The sequence below is a fragment of the Halosaccharopolyspora lacisalsi genome (assembly GCF_014137975.1).
GTDB classification, from domain to species: domain Bacteria; phylum Actinomycetota; class Actinomycetes; order Mycobacteriales; family Pseudonocardiaceae; genus Halosaccharopolyspora; species Halosaccharopolyspora lacisalsi.
Window position 1 is genome coordinate 480566 of sequence record NZ_JACGWZ010000003.1, and the last position, 16528, is coordinate 497093.

17 protein-coding genes and 1 tRNA gene are annotated in these 16528 nt (G+C 68.2%); 9 read left to right on the top strand and 9 right to left on the bottom strand.

Translation table 11 applies throughout. From position 1 onward, the window contains the following. Positions 1–36 precede the first annotated feature (36 nt). From FHX42_RS13825 to FHX42_RS13835, 3 genes are all read left to right on the top strand, one after another. The gene (locus tag FHX42_RS13825) at positions 37–1461 is read left to right on the top strand and encodes a dihydrolipoyl dehydrogenase family protein (protein ID WP_182544666.1); all 1425 of its coding nucleotides are present in this window, start codon (positions 37–39) and stop codon (positions 1459–1461) included. A gap of 364 nt (positions 1462–1825) precedes the next feature. Then, complete coding sequence (locus tag FHX42_RS13830; RefSeq protein WP_182544667.1) at positions 1826–2341, top strand: DUF3145 domain-containing protein; 516 nt, start codon at positions 1826–1828, stop codon at positions 2339–2341. 124 nt (positions 2342–2465) lie between these two features. Next, positions 2466–3002: a hypothetical protein gene (locus FHX42_RS13835; RefSeq protein ID WP_328796111.1), complete on the top strand. Its 537-nt coding sequence runs from the start codon at positions 2466–2468 to the stop codon at positions 3000–3002. Between the two features lie 73 nt (positions 3003–3075). On the opposite strand, the gene FHX42_RS13840 is transcribed toward FHX42_RS13835, so the two are convergent. The 5 genes from FHX42_RS13840 to FHX42_RS13860 form a co-directional block, all read right to left on the bottom strand. Further along, positions 3076–4512 carry an acyl-CoA carboxylase subunit beta gene (locus FHX42_RS13840; RefSeq protein ID WP_182544668.1) on the bottom strand — a complete coding sequence of 479 codons (1437 nt, stop codon included), beginning with the start codon at positions 4510–4512 and terminating at the stop codon, positions 3076–3078. 46 nt (positions 4513–4558) lie between these two features. Beyond that, positions 4559–5800: a beta-ketoacyl-[acyl-carrier-protein] synthase family protein gene (locus tag FHX42_RS13845; RefSeq protein WP_182544669.1), complete on the bottom strand. Its 1242-nt coding sequence runs from the start codon at positions 5798–5800 to the stop codon at positions 4559–4561. Then, on the bottom strand, positions 5797–6036 hold the full coding sequence (locus tag FHX42_RS26640; RefSeq protein WP_182544858.1) for an acyl carrier protein: 240 nt from the start codon (positions 6034–6036) through the stop codon (positions 5797–5799). The genes FHX42_RS13845 and FHX42_RS26640 overlap by 4 nt, the downstream gene beginning before the upstream one ends. 80 nt (positions 6037–6116) lie before the next feature. Beyond that, on the bottom strand, positions 6117–7082 hold the full coding sequence (locus FHX42_RS13855; protein WP_182544859.1) for a beta-ketoacyl-ACP synthase III: 966 nt from the start codon (positions 7080–7082) through the stop codon (positions 6117–6119). A 14-nt stretch (positions 7083–7096) separates the two neighbouring features. Then, positions 7097–8041 (bottom strand): ACP S-malonyltransferase, encoded by a 945-nt coding sequence (locus FHX42_RS13860; protein ID WP_182544670.1) that lies wholly within the window; start codon positions 8039–8041, stop codon positions 7097–7099. 286 nt (positions 8042–8327) lie between these two features. Here FHX42_RS13860 and FHX42_RS13865 point away from each other — a divergent pair, with 286 nt between their 5' ends. Both FHX42_RS13865 and FHX42_RS13870 read left to right on the top strand, forming a co-directional pair. Then, the gene (locus tag FHX42_RS13865) at positions 8328–8486 is read left to right on the top strand and encodes a hypothetical protein (RefSeq protein ID WP_182544671.1); all 159 of its coding nucleotides are present in this window, start codon (positions 8328–8330) and stop codon (positions 8484–8486) included. Between the two features lie 557 nt (positions 8487–9043). Continuing rightward, on the top strand, positions 9044–9286 hold the full coding sequence (locus tag FHX42_RS13870) for a hypothetical protein (RefSeq protein ID WP_182544672.1): 243 nt from the start codon (positions 9044–9046) through the stop codon (positions 9284–9286). Positions 9287–9323: 37 nt separating this feature from the next. Here FHX42_RS13870 and FHX42_RS13875 read toward each other — a convergent pair whose 3' ends face one another. The 4 genes from FHX42_RS13875 to aceE all read right to left on the bottom strand — a co-directional run bounded on the left by FHX42_RS13875 (position 9324) and on the right by aceE (position 14419). Continuing rightward, positions 9324–10535, bottom strand: a complete 1212-nt coding sequence (locus FHX42_RS13875) for a PucR family transcriptional regulator (RefSeq protein WP_182544673.1) — start codon at positions 10533–10535, stop codon at positions 9324–9326. A 97-nt stretch (positions 10536–10632) separates the two neighbouring features. Next, a complete protein-coding gene (locus FHX42_RS13880; protein WP_182544674.1) occupies positions 10633–10866 on the bottom strand; it encodes a DUF3263 domain-containing protein in 234 nt (77 codons plus the stop codon). A 220-nt stretch (positions 10867–11086) separates the two neighbouring features. After that, entirely contained in the window at positions 11087–11560 is a 474-nt protein-coding gene (locus FHX42_RS13885) for a nucleoside deaminase (RefSeq protein ID WP_182544675.1), read from the bottom strand. An 87-nt stretch (positions 11561–11647) separates the two neighbouring features. Further along, positions 11648–14419, bottom strand: a complete 2772-nt coding sequence (gene aceE / locus FHX42_RS13890; protein ID WP_182544676.1) for a pyruvate dehydrogenase (acetyl-transferring), homodimeric type — start codon at positions 14417–14419, stop codon at positions 11648–11650. A 373-nt stretch (positions 14420–14792) separates the two neighbouring features. Between aceE and FHX42_RS13895 the strand changes: the two genes are divergently transcribed. The 4 genes from FHX42_RS13895 (at position 14793) to FHX42_RS13910 (ending at position 16369) form a co-directional block, all read left to right on the top strand. Continuing rightward, the gene (locus FHX42_RS13895; protein ID WP_182544677.1) at positions 14793–15224 is read left to right on the top strand and encodes a DUF3052 domain-containing protein; all 432 of its coding nucleotides are present in this window, start codon (positions 14793–14795) and stop codon (positions 15222–15224) included. Between the two features lie 96 nt (positions 15225–15320). Next, positions 15321–15785, top strand: coding sequence for a peroxiredoxin (locus FHX42_RS13900; RefSeq protein WP_182544678.1), 465 nt, complete (start codon positions 15321–15323; stop codon positions 15783–15785). Between the two features lie 52 nt (positions 15786–15837). Beyond that, positions 15838–15909: transfer RNA gene (locus FHX42_RS13905), tRNA-Val, on the top strand. A gap of 190 nt (positions 15910–16099) precedes the next feature. Beyond that, the gene (locus tag FHX42_RS13910; RefSeq protein ID WP_182544679.1) at positions 16100–16369 is read left to right on the top strand and encodes a hypothetical protein; all 270 of its coding nucleotides are present in this window, start codon (positions 16100–16102) and stop codon (positions 16367–16369) included. Positions 16370–16528: the final 159 nt, after the last annotated feature.

Here is a 16528-nt window from a genome sequence, read left to right on the forward strand (position 1 = left end):
TTGCCGGCCTCGTGCGGATGTACTGGGCTGATACCCATGACGGAGACGAAGCGATACGACGTCGTGGTGCTCGGTGGCGGCGCCGTCGGTGAGAACGCGGCGGCGCGGTGCGCGAGCGGTGGACTGTCGGTGGTCCTGGTCGAGACGGACCGGTTCGGCGGCGAGTGCTCGTACTGGGCGTGCATGCCGAGCAAGGCACTGTTGCGTTCGGGACACGCGCTCGCCGCCGCGCGTCGCGTCGGAGGCGCACGCGAGGCCGTGAGCGGTGATCTGGACGCGAACGAGGTTCTGCGCAGGCGTGACTCCTTCGCCTCGCACTGGAACGACTCCGGGCAGGTCGACTGGGCCGAGGGGGCCGGGATCGAGGTCGTGCGGGGTAACGCCCACCTCGTCGGTAACCGTGCCGTGGAGGTTCGGGGCGCGGAGGGTGCGCTGCGCCTCGACGCGAACCACGCGGTCGTGCTGTGCACGGGCAGCGCCCCGAACCTCCCCCCGGTCCCCGGACTCGATCAGGTCGAACCGTGGACCTCCCGGGAGGCCACCTCGGCACAGCGGGTCCCTTCCAGCCTCGCGGTGCTGGGGGCCGGCGTGGTGGGAGTTGAGATGGCTCAGGCGTGGGCACGGCTGGGCAGTGAGGTGACGTTGATCGACACCGGGTCGCGGCCGCTGCACGGGATGGAGGAATTCGTCGGTGAGCTGGTCGCCCAGGGATTGCGCGAGGACGGGGTGCACCTGCGGACGGACACCTCCCTCAGCCGGGTGACTCCCGAGGAGGGCGGGGTGCGGCTGGAGTTGCAGGACGGTTCCTCCTTCTCCGCGCAGCGCTTGCTGGTCGCCACCGGTCGCCGGCCCGGGACCGAGGAGATCGGACTCGAGACGGTGGGTCTGCGGCCGGGCGAACCGCTGTCCGTGGACGATCACGGCCTCGTGCGGGGAGTCGACGGCAGGTGGCTGTTCGTGGTCGGAGACGCGACCGATCAGCCCCGGCTGACCCACCAGGGCAAGTACGCCGCACGGATCGCCGCCGACGTCATCGTGGCGGCGGCCGACGGCACCGACGTGACGGGAGCCGCGGACTGGAGCACCTACACGGCGACGGCCAACCACGGCGCGGTTCCCCAGGTGGTGTTCACCGATCCGGAGGTCGCCACGGTCGGCCGCACGAGTTCGCAGGCCGAACGCGAGGGCTACCGCACGAGCACGGTGGACCTGGAGCTGACGGTGGCCGGGGCGGTTCTCCACGCCGACGGTTACCGGGGCAGCGCCAGGATGGTCGTCGACGAGGATCGCAAGGTCGTGCTCGGGGTGACCTTCGTGGGCCAGGACGTGGCCGAACTGCTGCACTCGGCGACCATCGCGGTGGTCGCCGAGGTGCCGTTGGAACGCCTGTGGCACGCGGTCCCGCCGTTTCCCACCATCAGCGAGGTGTGGCTGCGGCTGCTGGAAAACTATGGAATGTGAGGGGCCGGGCATGGCACGGGAGAACGTTCGGAGCGGTGCCGGACGAGCTGCTCCTGATCATGATATTCATCCTTTCGGATGGTGTTGCGCACTCGCCCGTCGGAGCCGCTGAGCCATACCGGTGATATTCGTCCGAGTCGGTATTACGCCCCGGAACTGGGATTTCACCGTATCGGAGCAACTCGCTGCCCGTCCTGGACGATCTCTCGGGGCTTTCGAGGTGCACACGGCCGCGGAGGTCTCGTGTGGCGCGCGCTGATGTCGGCGGTGCAGAATGGCGCGGCGAGTGATCGCTCGTTGGTCGATCCGTCGGGACGCGAGGTCGTAGGGGAAGACGTCCCTCGTCGAACAGCGGAGGTCAGCAGTGAGCACTCGTGGTCCTACGTGCGGTCCGGCAAGTGGTGTCGTCTACGTGCATTCCGCGCCGTCCGCCGTCTGTCCACACGTCGAATGGGCGATCTCGGGAGCGCTCGGTGTCCGAACCGTACTGAAATGGACGGCCCAACCGGCCGCTCCCGGGCAGTTGCGTGCCGAATGCACCTGGTCGGCCGAGCCGGGGACCGGTACTCGGCTGATGAGCGCGCTGCGCGCGTGGCCGATGCTGCGCTTCGAGATCACCGAGGATCCCACTCCGGGAGTGGACGGGGAACGGTGCTGCCACGTTCCCGAACTCGGACTGTGGCGTTCCCGCACGGGAGCCAACGGCGACATCATGGTTTCCGAGGACCAGCTCCGCGCGATCGCGACCGACAGCCGTGGTGCCGAGGCCTTTCGGCACCGGGTCGAACAGTTGCTGGGGGCGGCCTGGGACGAAGCGCTGGAACCCTACCGCCGCGCCGGTGACGGAGCACCCGTGACCTGGCTGCACAGCGTGGGATGAGCAACGCCGCGTTCTCGCGGGAACGCCCGGGTGTCGATGTCACCGTGACAGCGTGTGGCAGGCTCGAAGGGTGCCTGCGACCTCATCACCCGGACGTTCCGGATCGGCTTGGCCGAAGTGGACGGTGCCGTTGGTCGTTTTGGTCCTGATCACGGCCGTGGCAGGGGGAGTCGCGATTCGTCTCCGCTACGGGCAGCCCACGGACGCCCCCGCGCAGCCCGCGCCCACTCCCACCCGCGCGCAGGAGCAACCGGGGTCCTCCCGCGTGGTGCTCAGCGAGGGTGCCGCCGAGCACCCTGATCACGGCGCCGTGCGTATTCTGCTGCAGACCTACTTCGACTCCGTCAATGTCACGCGCTACGACCGGTGGAAAACGACCGTCGTCCCCGCCAAGCAGCGGCAGCAACCGAAGGACCAGTGGCTGGAGAACTACCAGAGCACGTCCGACGGCAGCATCAGGATCCACCGGATCACCGGTGGCCCCGACGACTCGTTGCGCGTGTTGCTGTCGTTCACCAGCGTCCAGGACCCCTCCGACGCCCCGTCGACGATGCGGGTGGGCTGTCTGCGGTGGCGCACGGTCTACCCGATCGTGCGGTACTCCGGAGGACTGCGGCTCGGGGTCGGACATCCCGGTAACGCCCTGTTCCGCCCCTGCTGAGGGGAGGCGGCGGCCGGTTTCGCGCGAAACCGGCCGCCGCCTCCCCTCAGCGGATGATCCGAGCCGACCGCGATCACAGCGGGATGTTGCCGTGGTGGCCGCGCCCGGCGGGGGCGGCGGCCAGGGCTTCGGCGACGCGGCGGCGAGTCTCCTTGGGTTCGATGACCTCGTCGACGACGCCGATGGACTGGGCGCGGTCGACGCCACCAGCGACTTTCTGGTGTTCCTCGGCGAGCTTGTCCTGCAGGGCTTCGCGTTCCTCCTCGGGAGTGGCGGCCAGGGTTTTGCGGTGGATCACGCCGACGGCGGCCTTGGCACCCATGACGGCGACCTCGGCCTCGGGCCAGGTGAAGACGGTGGTCGCGCCCAGCGAGCGGGCGTTCATGGCGATGTAGGCCCCGCCGTAGGACTTGCGCAGCACCAGGGTCACCCGGGGAACGCTGGCCTCGCCGAAGGCGTGCAGCAGTTTCGCCCCGCGGCGCACGACGCCGCCCCACTCCTGGCCCACGCCGGGCAGGTAACCGGGAACGTCGACCATGACCAGCAGCGGCACCCCGAACGAGTCGCACATGCGCACGAACCGGGCGGCCTTCTCCGCCGACAGCGAGTCCAGGCACCCGCCCTTGCGCAGCGGGTTGTTGGCGAGGACGCCGACGGTGCGGCCACCGAGCCGGCCCAGCCCGGTGACCATGTTCGGCGCCCACCTGGCCTGCAGCTCCTCGAAGTCGGCGGTCCCGAACTCGTCGGTGTCGAGGATGCCCCTGATCACCGGTTTGACGTCGTAGGCCCGCCGTGCGGTCTCGGGCAGCAGCATCCGCAGGTCGCTGCCGGTCTGCACCGAGGCCAGGTCGAACAGTCCCGGCTGGGCCAGCATCCCGGTCAGGTGCCGGGCACGGACGTAGGCGTCGGGCTCGTCGCGGGCGACCACGTGCACCACCCCGGACTTGGACCCGTGCGCCTCGGTGCCGCCGAGACCCTCCTGGTCGATCTCCTCGCCGGTCACGCTGCGCACCACGTCCGGACCGGTGACGAACACCCGTCCGTCCGGAGCCATGATCACCAGATCGGTCAGGGCCGGTCCGTAGGCGGCACCACCCGCCGCCGGACCGACCACCACCGAGATCTGCGGGACCTTGCCCGAGGCGCGGATCATCGCCGCGAACATCTGACCCATCCCGTCCAGCGACTCGACTCCCTCGGGGATCCGAGCACCTCCGGAGTGCCACACGCCGATGACCGGGCACCGCTCCCGCACCGCCGTGTCGATGGCCTCCACGATGTGCCCGCACCCCTCGGAGCCCAGCGCACCACCCTTCTTGGTGGCGTCGCTGCAGTACACGATCACCTTCGCCCCGTCGATGCGTCCCCGCACCGCATACACCCCACTGGCGTCCCGCGGGTGCAACGGCGCCACCGAACCCTCGTCCAACAGCTGCTCCAGCCGCAGCTGCGGGTCACGCGGATCCTGCTCGGCGCGCTCACTGTCGGGACGCGCGGCCAGCGCGGTCATCGGACTCCTCCACGGGTGACGGATGGTTGACGTACTGCTACAGCGCTCAGGAACGGGTGAACGCCAGCGCGACGTTGTGCCCACCGAACCCGAACGAGTCGTTGACGGCGGCGTCGAGCTCGACCTTGCGCGGCTCTCCGGCCACCACGTCGAGCTCGACCTTCGGATCGAGGTTGTCCAGGTTCCGCGTCGCCGGGATCACCCCGTTGTGCAGCGACAGGACGGTGACGATGCTTTCCACCGCACCAGCACCACCGACCAGGTGCCCCAGGGATCCCTTCGGAGCCGTGAGCACCACGTGGTCCCCGAGCGCCTTGCGCACGGCGGTGGATTCACCCACGTCACCGACCACGGTGGAGGTGGCGTGGGCATTGACGTGCCCCACCTCGTCGGCGGTCAGCTCCGCGTTCTGCACCGCGCTCCGGACCGCCTTCACCTGACACTCCGGATCGTTGCCCGTGATGTGGTAGGCGTCCGAGGTGATGCCAGCGCCCGCCAGCCGCGCGTACACGCGAGCTCCACGTGCCCGAGCGTGCTCGGCGCTTTCCAGCACGACCACACCGGCACCCTCGCCCATGACGAAACCGTCCCGATCCGTGTCGAACGGCCGGGAGGCCTCCTCCGGCGCGTCGTTACGGGTGCTCAGCGTTCGGGACTGGGCGAAACCGGCGACCGTGATCGGATGGATGCAAGCTTCCGCACCCCCCGCGACCACGACGTCGGCTCGCCCGGACCGGATCATCTCCAGCCCGGTGGCCAAGCCCTCCGAGCCCGAGGCGCACGCCGATGCGGGCGAGTGCACGCCCGCACGGGCCTTGAGCGCCAGGCTCACGTGCGCGGCCGGACCGTTGGGCATCAGCATCGGCACGGTCAGCGGCGAGACCTTGCGCAATCCCTTGTCCCGGAGCAGGTCGTTCTGCTCCAGCAACGTGAGCGGCCCACCGATGCCGGTGCCCAGTGACACCCCGAGACGGTCCGGGTCGACCGGCTGCTGCTCGTCGGTGGGCAGCTCGAATCCCGCGTCGGCCCACGCCTGGTGAGCCGCGATGACGCCGATCTGCTCGCACCGGTCCAGTCGCCGCAACTGCACGCGGGGCAGAACCTCGCTCGGTTCCACCGCCAGCGTCGCGGAGAGCCGGGCCGGCAGCTCGTAGGTGTCGACCCACTCCGCCTCGTTCTTGCCGACGCCACTGCGTCCACTGATCAGGCCGTCCCAGGTCGACGCTACGTCACCGCCGAGCGGTGTCGTCGCGCCGAGCCCAGTGACCACGACATCGGTCGCACTCATGCGTTCTTGGCGATGTAGTCCACCGCATCGCCCACGGTCTTGAGGTTGGCCAGTTCGTCGTCGGGGATCTTGACCCCGAACTTGTCCTCGGCCTGCACGGCGATCTCCACCATGGACAGCGAGTCGATGTCGAGATCGTCGACGAAGGACTTCTCGACGGCCACGTCCTCGGCGTCCACACCGGCGACCTCTTCGACGATGCCGGCCAGTCCCTGGGTGATTTCCTCGTTCGGCACGGTGTTTCCTTCCTTGTTCACGCCTGACGACCGGACGGACCCGGTCGGGCTTGGGGAGTCGGTGTGGGCGTCGGTCGCGGTCACGGGCAGACCACCACCTGACCGGCGTAGGACAGTCCCGCGCCGAAACCGACCAGCAGCAGCACATCCCCGCTGGAGATCTCGCCCGCAGACCGCATGTGGTCGAGCGCGAGCGGGATCGAGGCGGCGGAGGTGTTGCCGGAATGCACGATGTCACGAGCGACCACGAGGTCGTCACGGGCACCCTGGCTCTGTAGCTTCTTGGCGATCGCCTCGACGACGCGCAGGTTCGCTTGATGGGCGACCAGCGCGTCGATGTCGGACAGTTCGAGGCCGGCCCGTGCCACGGCGTCGGCGGCCACCGGGGCGACCTGAGTGGTCGCCCACCGGAAGACCGCCTGACCCTCCTGGTAGATGTAGCGGTTGTCCCGCAGGTAGATGGTGTCGACGAGATCTCCCGCGCTGCCCAGCGAGGCCGGCCCGATGGCGGGTTCGTCGGCAGGACCCACGACAGCCGCTCCGGCGCCGTCGGCGAAGATGATGCAGTTGGCGCGATCCTGCCAGTCGATCCACTCCTGGAACCGCTCGGCGCCGATGACCAGCACGCGGCGCACGGTCCCCCCGCGCACGGCGTCGGAAGCCACGTTGAGGGCGTAGCAGAACCCGGCGCAGGCGGCGTTGAGATCGAAAGCCCCGGAGGCCTTGATGCCGATCCGGTCGGCGACCTGCGCCGCGGCGTTGGGGATCGGTCCCGGCATGGTGCAGGTCGCGATGATCACCTGGTCCACGTCGGACGGGCTGAGGCCCGCGTCGGCGACGGCCTTCGCGCCGGCCTCCACGGCCATGTTGACCACGGTCTGGTCGTCCTCACCGAGCCTGCGGCTGACGATGCCGACGCGCTGCTGGATCCACTCGTCGCTGGTGTCGACGAGCTGGGCGAGATCGTCGTTGGTGACCGTCCGATTGCCCTGGGCACTTCCGGAACCGAGGAGCCTGGTGGCGGCGGGACCACTGTTCAGCGTCATGGTGGTTCGGTTGGTCACGCATTGCTCCCGGAGTCGTCACGGCCGTGCTCGGCCAGCAGGTCGGCGACCTTGTCGAGGTCGTCGGGGGTCTTCAGGGCCACGGTCTTGGTGCCCTTGAGCTCGCGCCGGACCATGCCCGACAGCGTGCCCGCAGGCGGCAGTTCCACCGTCGCGGTCACACCGCGCTCGGCCAGGGCCGCCATGCAGGAGTCCCAGCGCACCGGGCGAGTGACCTGCTCGACCAGCCGTTGCATCACCTCGGTCGCCCCGGACATGATCGCTCCGTCGGCGTTGGACAGCAGCGGACGGTCCGCGTCGACGGTCTTGATCTCGCGCGCGTAGTCGTCGAGCGCCTCGCGGGCGGGAGCCATGAACCGGGTGTGGAAGGCGCCGGCCACCGGCAGCGGGCGCACCCGAGCGCCGTCGGGCGGGTCCTCGCTGAGTTCCTCCAGCGCGGTTCTGCGGCCCGCGGCGACGATTTGACCGGCACCGTTGCGGTTGGCCGGGTCGAGGCCGAGCTGGTCGAGGTGGGCCACGACGTCGTCCGGGTCACCACCGAGCACGGCGGACATGCCGGTCGGTTCGAGCGCGCACGCCGCGGCCATCTCCCGCCCGCGCACGCCGGCCAGTGAGACGGCGTCGTCGTAGCTGAGCACGTTCGCCAGCGCCGCGGCGGCGAGCTCTCCGACGGAGTGCCCGGTCACCGGGGCTTCGCTCGGCAGGCTCAACCGGGCGTGCAGCTGCTCGGCCGCGATCAGCGACAGCGCCACCACCAGCGGCTGGGTGACGGAGGTGTCCTTGATTTCCTCCTCGGTGGCGGTCGTTCCGAGGCGCACCAGGTCCAGCCCGGTGGCATCCGACCAGGTCCGGACACGTTGTTCGGCGCCGTCCAGTTCGAGCCACGGACTGAGCATTCCGGGTGCCTGAGCACCTTGGCCGGGGGCGAGAAGTGCGATCACGCCTGCCACTGAACACGTCGTCCGGGGGATGACGTGATGCTGACACGGACGAAGTCGGCGCCTCAAATTTATGGAGTGTCTACAACCAGGGTGGTGCTGCCGAGGTGACCGGGACTTGAATCATTGTCGGTTGTCACCCTCCGGTGACAAGAGGATCAAACGTGCGTCTCGCGGTGTGACCATTCGCACGCGTTGGAGGTGGTCGACCCGACTCCGCGTGCATGAGCCACCGGATAGGCTGCCCCCGCTTTGATCACGGGGCTGAGGGGCGACGACGGACTTTCAGGTGGACGTCGAGGGGCTGGGCGCCCTGGAGGAAAACCTCGACCGGGCATCGGAGAACCTCCGGCAGGTGCTCGACGCGATGCGCGACGTCAGCGAGGAGTCGCTGGCAAGCTCGCCAAACGGCTCGAGTCGGGGCGTTCGTCCGGTTTCCGGGCGGTAATCGAACGGTTGCTCTCGCGCTGAGCGCCGAGTCGCCGGAAGACCGGGGCTATTGTCTCGCGATCACCCGCGAGATGCTCGGACTCGTGTCGTTTCGAAATTCGAGGGCACGTTGCCGATCGAAGCGTAACCCGGCGGCTGAGTGTTTTGCAGGACTGCTTTGAATCGAGGTTGTCACCATGAACGACACGGTGCTCCTTGTCGGGGCGTTGGCGGCTTTTTCCTTTGTTGCTCGGTTTCAGGTTGAGCGCTTCATCGCTCGCCGCCGGGGTGCTTGTCGGCTGGTGGAAGAGTTGAGGGAGCGGCTGCGCTCTTCGCGGGACGATCACGATGGCGTGGCGTGCGTGCGTTGGGCAAAACTCCGAGATTCCCCTCGGGGAATGATTTATGAAATAACTCGACCATAGGGTTTCGAGGTGGGTGGATTCGGTTTTCACGGAGGAGTTTTTGCCGTTTTCGCTTTAATGCTAACAAGATCGCGCAGGGTGGTTGATGTTGGATACATTTAAGTCGGCATCAATTCGGTTGATGCAGGCTGCAATTATTATCGCCGTGTGTTTGGCATTTACCGAAGTGTTTCGTCCGCCCCGGTTCGTGCGGGCGTTGCGGCGGTGGCGGGGGAAGGCGCGGTTGCGGAAGGAGCTGCACGCGAAGGAGTCCGGGCTGAGCACGGTGGTGTACTGGGACCGCTACCGGCACTTGAGCAAGTCGGAGCTGTTCGCCGTGGCCGGGGAGTTCGGGTGGCATTATCCGGAACAGCGCATCGTGCCCGAGGGGTGGGCGCTCGACTTCGTGCGCTGAACAGCGAAGCGGTGGTGCCCTCCGCCGTCCGGGCAGCTCACCACAGGCCGCGGGACTTGGCCAGACGGCCGACCGCGAGGGCGACCCGCAGGACGAGCGCGTCGCGGGGGTTCGAGGCGGTGCGGCCGGTGATGTCGGCGATGCGGCGCAACCGGTAGCGCACGGTGTTGGGGTGCACGAAGAGTTGCTTGGCGCAGGTCTCCAGGACACCGCCCACCTCCAGGTAGGTGTCGAGGGTGTCCATGAGCGCCGTACCCGCGTCGGACAGCGGCATGACGATCCCCTCGACGAGCTGGCGCTCGGCTTCGGGATCTCCCGCGAGTGCTCGTTCGGGCAGCAGGTCCTCCGCCGGTACCGGGCGAGGGGCCGAGGGCCAGGCCACGACCGCGCGCTGGGCCTGCATCGCGTCGTTGGCCGAATGGCGGGCCTCGGCCAGGCTCGACACGGTCGGTCCGACGACGACGGGGCCCTCGCCGAACGCTTCGGCGATACTGGCCGCCGCCCGATGGCCCGCCCGGTCGTCGGAGGGCTCACCGAGCACGACCACCAGACGCGAGCCCTGCACCCCGAGTAGCACCGGCCGTCCGGCCCGAGCGGCGCGGCTGCGCACCTGGTACACGATGGTCGGCGGGTCGTCCGAGGGAGCGTTGCCGATCAACACCGTCGCTTCCGAGCCGGGCTCCCAGCCGAGCGCGGCTGCTCGTGACAGCAGCGACTCCTCGGCATCCCCACGCACGATGCCGTCGACCACCAGGGCCTCCAGCCGGGCGTCCCAGGCTCCGCGAGCCTCGGCCGCCGCCGCGTAGGAGGTGGCGGCGGCGAAGGCGATCTCCCGGGTGTAGCGCAGGATCGACTCGGTGAGCAGGATGCGCTCGGGCTCGTCCTCGGCCAGACTAGGCAGTCGCTGTTCGAACACGTCGATCGCGGCTCGCACCATGTCCACGGTCTGGCGCAGACTCACCCAGCGCGAGAGGTCCTTCGGTGCCGCTCGGAACGCCTCGGCCGTGAGCCTGATCGCCTCGGTCGGATCCTGCAGCCAGGACACGAAGTTCGACACGCCGGTCTGGGTCACCAGCAGGACACTGGCCCGTTGGTCGGCGGGGAGGCGCTGGAACCAGGGCAGTCGTTGTTGGATCGCCTCGATGCTGGCGTTGGCGAGCTCCCCCGAAGCGCGCTCCAATCGACGCAGGGTCTTGGGGGACACCTGCTCCTGCTCATCGCCGCGCTCGTCCACGTTGCCCGCACTCATGGCTCTAACAGTCGCACGATATCTCGTCGCTGAACGCTCCCGGTGCTCTCCGGCGACACTTCAGGCGTAGACCGACGAGGAGCTCGCCGCTGCCGCCCTAGCCCGATCTCGCCGCGCGTTCGTCGGCGCGTGAGTCGCGCAGTCGTCGCAGGCGGTTGACCAGCGTCGGATGCTGCTCGAGCGCCTCCGGTTCGTCCAGCAGTCGGTTGAGGCGCTGGTAGTACCGGGTCGGCGTCAGCCCGAAGCGTTCCCGGATGTCCCGCTCCTTGACGCCGGCATGGCGCCACCACTGGCTCTCGAAGTCGAGAATGGCGCGGTCCGTGTCGTTCATCCGACAACCCCCTTGTCGCCCTTGCTGCCCGCATGTCTATCAAGTGTCACCGACACTCTACTTGTATGCGCACGTGTGTTCGATAGGCCGTTCGGTCGGGAACCGGCACCGAGACTCGGCCTGTGAGCTGAGGTCGAACCGAGGAAACCGACGGACGATGTTGACATCACCAGCACGCGAAGGGGGCACGATGTGATTTCCTCCCCGGCGCTACGTGGTCCTACGCGTTCGCCGGGAAAGCGGCGGCAGCCTCGTCCTCCAGCACGGGACCGACCACCTCGATCCCGTGCGGCAACAACGCCAGGACGTCCCGGGTACGCACGTTCATGCTCCGTGCGTCCTGGGGGAAGGCCGCGTTCGCACGGGGCAGGGGCATCCCGAAAACCACTCGCTCGACCCCGGCCAGGTACATCGCCGTGGTGCACATCGGGCAGGGCTCGCCACTGGCGAACACCGTCGTACGGTGCAACGCTTCCGTGCCGAGCTCGGTGCCGGCGATGCGCAGGGCGGCCGACTCGGCATGGGCGGTGATATCGCCCGTCGTGGCGACGGTGTTGCCACCCTCGGCGAGCACCGAACCGTCCGCTCCGGTCAGCACGGCCCCGAACGGACGGTTTCCGGACCGAGCGGCTTCCAGGGACAGGGTTATCGCCCGGCGTAGGTGTTTCGCTTCGGTCGGCGCCAGCGCGGACATGGCGGAGTGGCCTCCCGGCGGCTCGTGACGGGTGGTGCGGATCGTGACCGTACCCGCGCGTGCCGGACGGTCACGATCCGTGCGGCTTCAGGACTCCTCGGAACCGGAGGGCTGCGGTGCCGCCGCTCGTACGTCGTCGATGCGGTACTCGCGGCAGGCCTCGCCGACCTTCGCCGAATCCACCTCACCACGCCGGGCCAGTGCCGCGAGCGTGGCGACCACGGTGGATTCGGCGTCGACGAGGAAAACTCGCCGGGCCGCCGGTCGCGTGTCGGAGAACCCGAAGCCGTCGGTGCCGAGACTGACCATCTCCTGGGGAACCCACGGCTGGATCAGGTCGGGCACCGCCCGCATCCAGTCGCTGACCGCTACCACCGGTCCGTCGGACTGCCCCAACGCGCGGGTGACGTACGGAGTACGAGGCTCCTCCTCGGGGTTCAGCAGGTTGTACTGATCGACGGTCTCGGCCTCGCGGCGAAGCTCCGTCCACGAGGTCGCCGACCACACGTCGGCCCGCACTCCCCACTCCTCGGCGAGCAGTTCCTGCGCCCGCAAGGCTTCGGGCATGGTCACGCCGGAGGTGAGGATCTGCGCGCCGGGCCCGGAGCGGTCCTGAGCCTGCCGATAGCGGTACAGCCCGCGCAGGAGCGCGTCCACGTCCAGGTCATCCGGCTCTGCCGGCTGCTGGTAGGGCTCGTTGTAGACGGTGAGGTAGTAGCAGACGTTCTCGGCGTTCTCGCCGTACATCCGTCGCAGCCCGTCCCGGACGATGTGGGCCACCTCGAAGGCCCACGCCGGATCGTAGGCGACCACGGCCGGGTTCGTGGCGGCGATCAGCTGCGAATGCCCGTCGGCGTGCTGCAACCCCTCACCGACCAGGGTCGTGCGCCCCGCCGTCGCGCCCAGCAGGAAACCACGCGTCATCTGGTCGCCCGCGGCCCACAGGTCGTCGGCCGTGCGCTGGAACCCGAACATCGAGTAGAAGACGTAGACCGGGATCATCGGCTCGCCGTGGGTGGCGTAACTGGTGCCCGCCGCGATGAACGAGGCGGTCGACCCCGCCTCGTTGATGCCCTCGTGCAGGATCTGCCCCTGCTCGCTCTCCCGGTAGGCGAGCATGAGCTGGTAGTCCACCGGCGTGTAGGACTGGCCGAGCGGGTTGTAGATCTTCTGGGACGGAAACATCGAGTCCATCCCGAAGGTACGGGCCTCGTCCGGGATGATCGGCACCAGCCGAGGACCTATCTCGGCGTCCTTGGTCAGCTCCTTGAGCAGTCGGACGAAGGCCATCGTGGTGGCCACCTCCTGCTTGCCCGAGCCGCGTCGGATGACGTCGTAGACCTTGTCGCCCGGCAGGACCAGCGGCTTGGACCTGACCCGCCGCTCGGGGAGGTACCCACCGAGCTGCTGACGCCGTTGCTGCATGTACTGGATCTCGTCGGCGTCCTGGCCGGGGTGGTAGTAGGGCGGCAGGTACGGGTCGCGGTCGAGCTGCTCGTCGGAGAGCGGGATCCGCAGACTGTCCCGGAACAACTTCAGATCGTCCAGGGTCAGTTTTTTCATCTGGTGCGTGGCGTTGCGGCCCTCGAAATGGGCGCCCAACCCATAGCCCTTGATCGTCTTGGCCAGGATCACCGTGGGTTGACCGTTGTGCTCCATGGCCGCCTTGTAGGCGGCGTAGAGCTTGCGGTAGTCGTGACCGCCCCGGCGCAGACCCCAGATCTCGTCGTCGGTGTAGTTCCGGACCATGTCCCTGGTTCGGGGGTCCCTGCCGAAGAAGTGCTCCCGGACGAAGGCGCCGTCGTTGGCCTTGTAGGTCTGGTAGTCCCCGTCCGGGGTGGTGTTCATCAGGTTGACCAGCGCGCCGTCCCGGTCGGCGTGCAGCAGCGCGTCCCACTCGCGTCCCCACACCACCTTGATCACGTTCCAGCCCGCGCCCCGGAAGAACGACTCCAGCTCCTGGATGATCTTGCCGTTGCCCCGCACCGGACCGTCCAGCTGCTGGAGGTTGCAGTTGACCACGAAGGTGAGGTTGTCCAGCTCCTCGTTGGCCGCGACCTGCAGCAGCCCCCGCGACTCCGGTTCGTTCATCTCGCCGTCGCCGAGGAACGCCCAGACGTGTTGTTGGCTGGTGTCCTTGATCCCGCGGTCCCGCAGGTAGCGGTTGAACCGGGCCTGCATGATCGCGTTCATGGGGCCGAGTCCCATGGTGACGGTGGGAAACTCCCAGAAGTTCGGCATCAGGCGGGGGTGCGGGTAGGAGGGCAGGCCCCCGCCGGGACCGGCGTGCGAGTACTCCTGGCGGAAACCGTCGAGCTGGTCGGCACCGATCCGCCCCTCGAGGAAGGCCCGGGCGTAGATGCCGGGGGAGGCGTGGCCCTGGATGTAGAGGTGATCACCTCCCCCGGGATGGTCCTTGCCGCGGAAGAACCAGTTGAACCCGACCTCGTACATGCTCGCCGATGACGCGAAGGAGGAGATGTGACCGCCGACGCCGATGTCCGGACGCTGCGCGCGGTGCACCATGACCGCCGCGTTCCACCGCATCCACGCCCGGTAGCGGCGTTCGCTCTCCTCGTCGCCGGGGAACCACGGTTCCCGCTCGGTGGGGATCGAGTTGACGTAGTCGGTGCTGGTCAGCGAGGGGACGCCGACACCGGCTTCGCGTGAGCGCTGCAATAGCCGCAGCATCAGGTAGCGGGCACGCTGCTGGCCGTTGGCCGACAGCACGGAGTTGAACGAATCCAACCACTCCTCGGTCTCCTCCGGATCGATGTCCGGCAGGTGCGAGGCCAGCCCGTCCCGAATGACCCGCACGCGCTGGGGGGAGATGCTCGGCTGGCCGTCATGCTGGGACACGGGACACTCCTCGACGATGTCGTGGGCGTTGTAACCGGGTCGTGGCACCCGGTGACCTCATCGTCCCCCATCTTGGTCAGTAACGCGCGTATCGTCATCGTCCCCGACGGGTGTGTCGGAATTCGTGCCCGCGCTCCGGAGCGGACGCCGGTGAACTCACACCTCACTCGGGTGTGTGAGGTGCCTACGCTGGCCGGTTGCAGGGGTGGGCGTCTACAGTCGGTTCCCAACGTGCCGCCACGGTGTGTTTTGGCCGTGCGGGTTGCGTCGGCGGTGGGCCACGGTGTTCGCTGTCGACCAAAGCGTGCAAACCAGGATGTGTGCGGGGCCGGGAGGGTCGCCGTACCGGTGTAGTTGGAGGAGTGAAAAGACCGTGGTCGCCGCGGAAGACGCCGGCAAGTCTGAAGTCGACGTCGCCGAGAGGCTCGATATCGAGCCGGACATGGTGGTTCAGGAGCTTGGCTGGGATGAGGACGTCGATGACGCCCTCCGGGCCTCGGTCGAGCAGCGCTGTGGAAGCGAGTTGCTCGACGAGGAAGCCGATGAGGTGGTCGACGTGGTGCTGCTGTGGTGGCGCGACGACGATGGTGATCTCACGGACGCGCTCCTCGATGCCATGGCCCCCATGGCCGACGACGGGGTCATCTGGGTGCTGACTCCCAAAACCGGTCGCGAGGGCTACGTCGAGCCCAGTGACATCGCCGAGGCCGCATCGACATCCAATTTGGCGCAGACGTCCAACGTCAATCTCGACGGTTGGACGGGAACGCGTCTGGGGTCGCGTAAGACGAAGTCCAAACGGTGATCGGCAGGGCATCGGTAACGCCGGTGCCCTCATACCGGCTTGATCGGTGTAGGTTCGACGGTGACAGGCTCACGCCGAACAGAAGGGTGCGTGCCCATGACGGTCGAGGTCGGTGCCGAAGCACCGGACTTCACGCTGCCGGACTACAACAAGGAGCAGGTTTCGCTGTCGTCCTTCCGGGGCGACAAGAACGTGCTGCTGGTGTTCTACCCGTTCGCCTTCAGTGGTGTCTGCCAGGGCGAGTTGTGCCAGGTACGTGATGAGCTGGACGACTTCCAGAACGACCAGGTTCAGGTGCTCGGCGTTTCGGTGGACTCCCCGTTCGCGCTGAAGGCGTGGGCGGAGCAGCAGGGCTACACGTTCCCGCTGCTGTCGGACTTCTGGCCGCACGGTGAGGCCGCCAAGGCCTACGGCGTGTTCAACGAGCAGGCCGGGATGGCCCTTCGCGGGACCTTCCTCATCGACACCGCGGGCAAGGTGCGCTTCGCCGAGGTGAACCAGCCTGGCGAGCCCCGTGACCAGGCGGCTTGGAAGAAGGCCCTCGCAGAGGTGTCCGCGTAACGGCTGGTGGTGGTCGACCGGTACAGTAGTGTCCCGGTCGACCACGACTGTCGGGCGCATAGCTCAGCGGAAGAGCACTCGCCTTACAAGCGAGGGGTCGCTGGTTCGAGCCCAGCTGCGCCCACCCTCTCCCACCTGGGGAAATACTCGGGGAAAACACGGTCTCGACGCGCGGGTGAATCAGCGCGGTCGATCGACCAGGGCAGTGACGTCCGGCCAGTAGGCCGAGAAGGCCCTGACCCTCCTGCTGAATCAGGTGGACGAGCGGCCGAACCCGCACGAGCGCGACTGTTCAGCAGCTGCTGACGCGGTACTTGGACAAGTACTTCGACCTCGAGGGTTGCGTCTACCCGGCCACCCGGGATCTCGGCATCGAGCAGCCGGTGGTGGTCGGTGGGCGCTTGGTCACCTTCTGGGAGTCGGTGTCCGACGAGGAGGAATTCGTCCCGCTGGAGGAAGTCGCCCGGCTGATCCGGTGGTTGCCCGAGCTCGCCCGTTCGCGCGTGCCGAGCACCGGCCGCGGCTGGCCCATGCGACGCACCCGCGCTGATCGACCTCGACGGTTTTGCGATCGGACCGCGTGAGCGGGACCTGGTGCGGACCACGATGTACTACGAACAGTTCGGCTCGGCACACCGAGCAGGAATACCGGAGCTTCGTTCGCTCCCCAGCGTTCAGTCGGTGCCACGCCCGTGCAGCGACCCCAGTCCAATTCACCAGTACCCACGCCAGCACACCCGTAG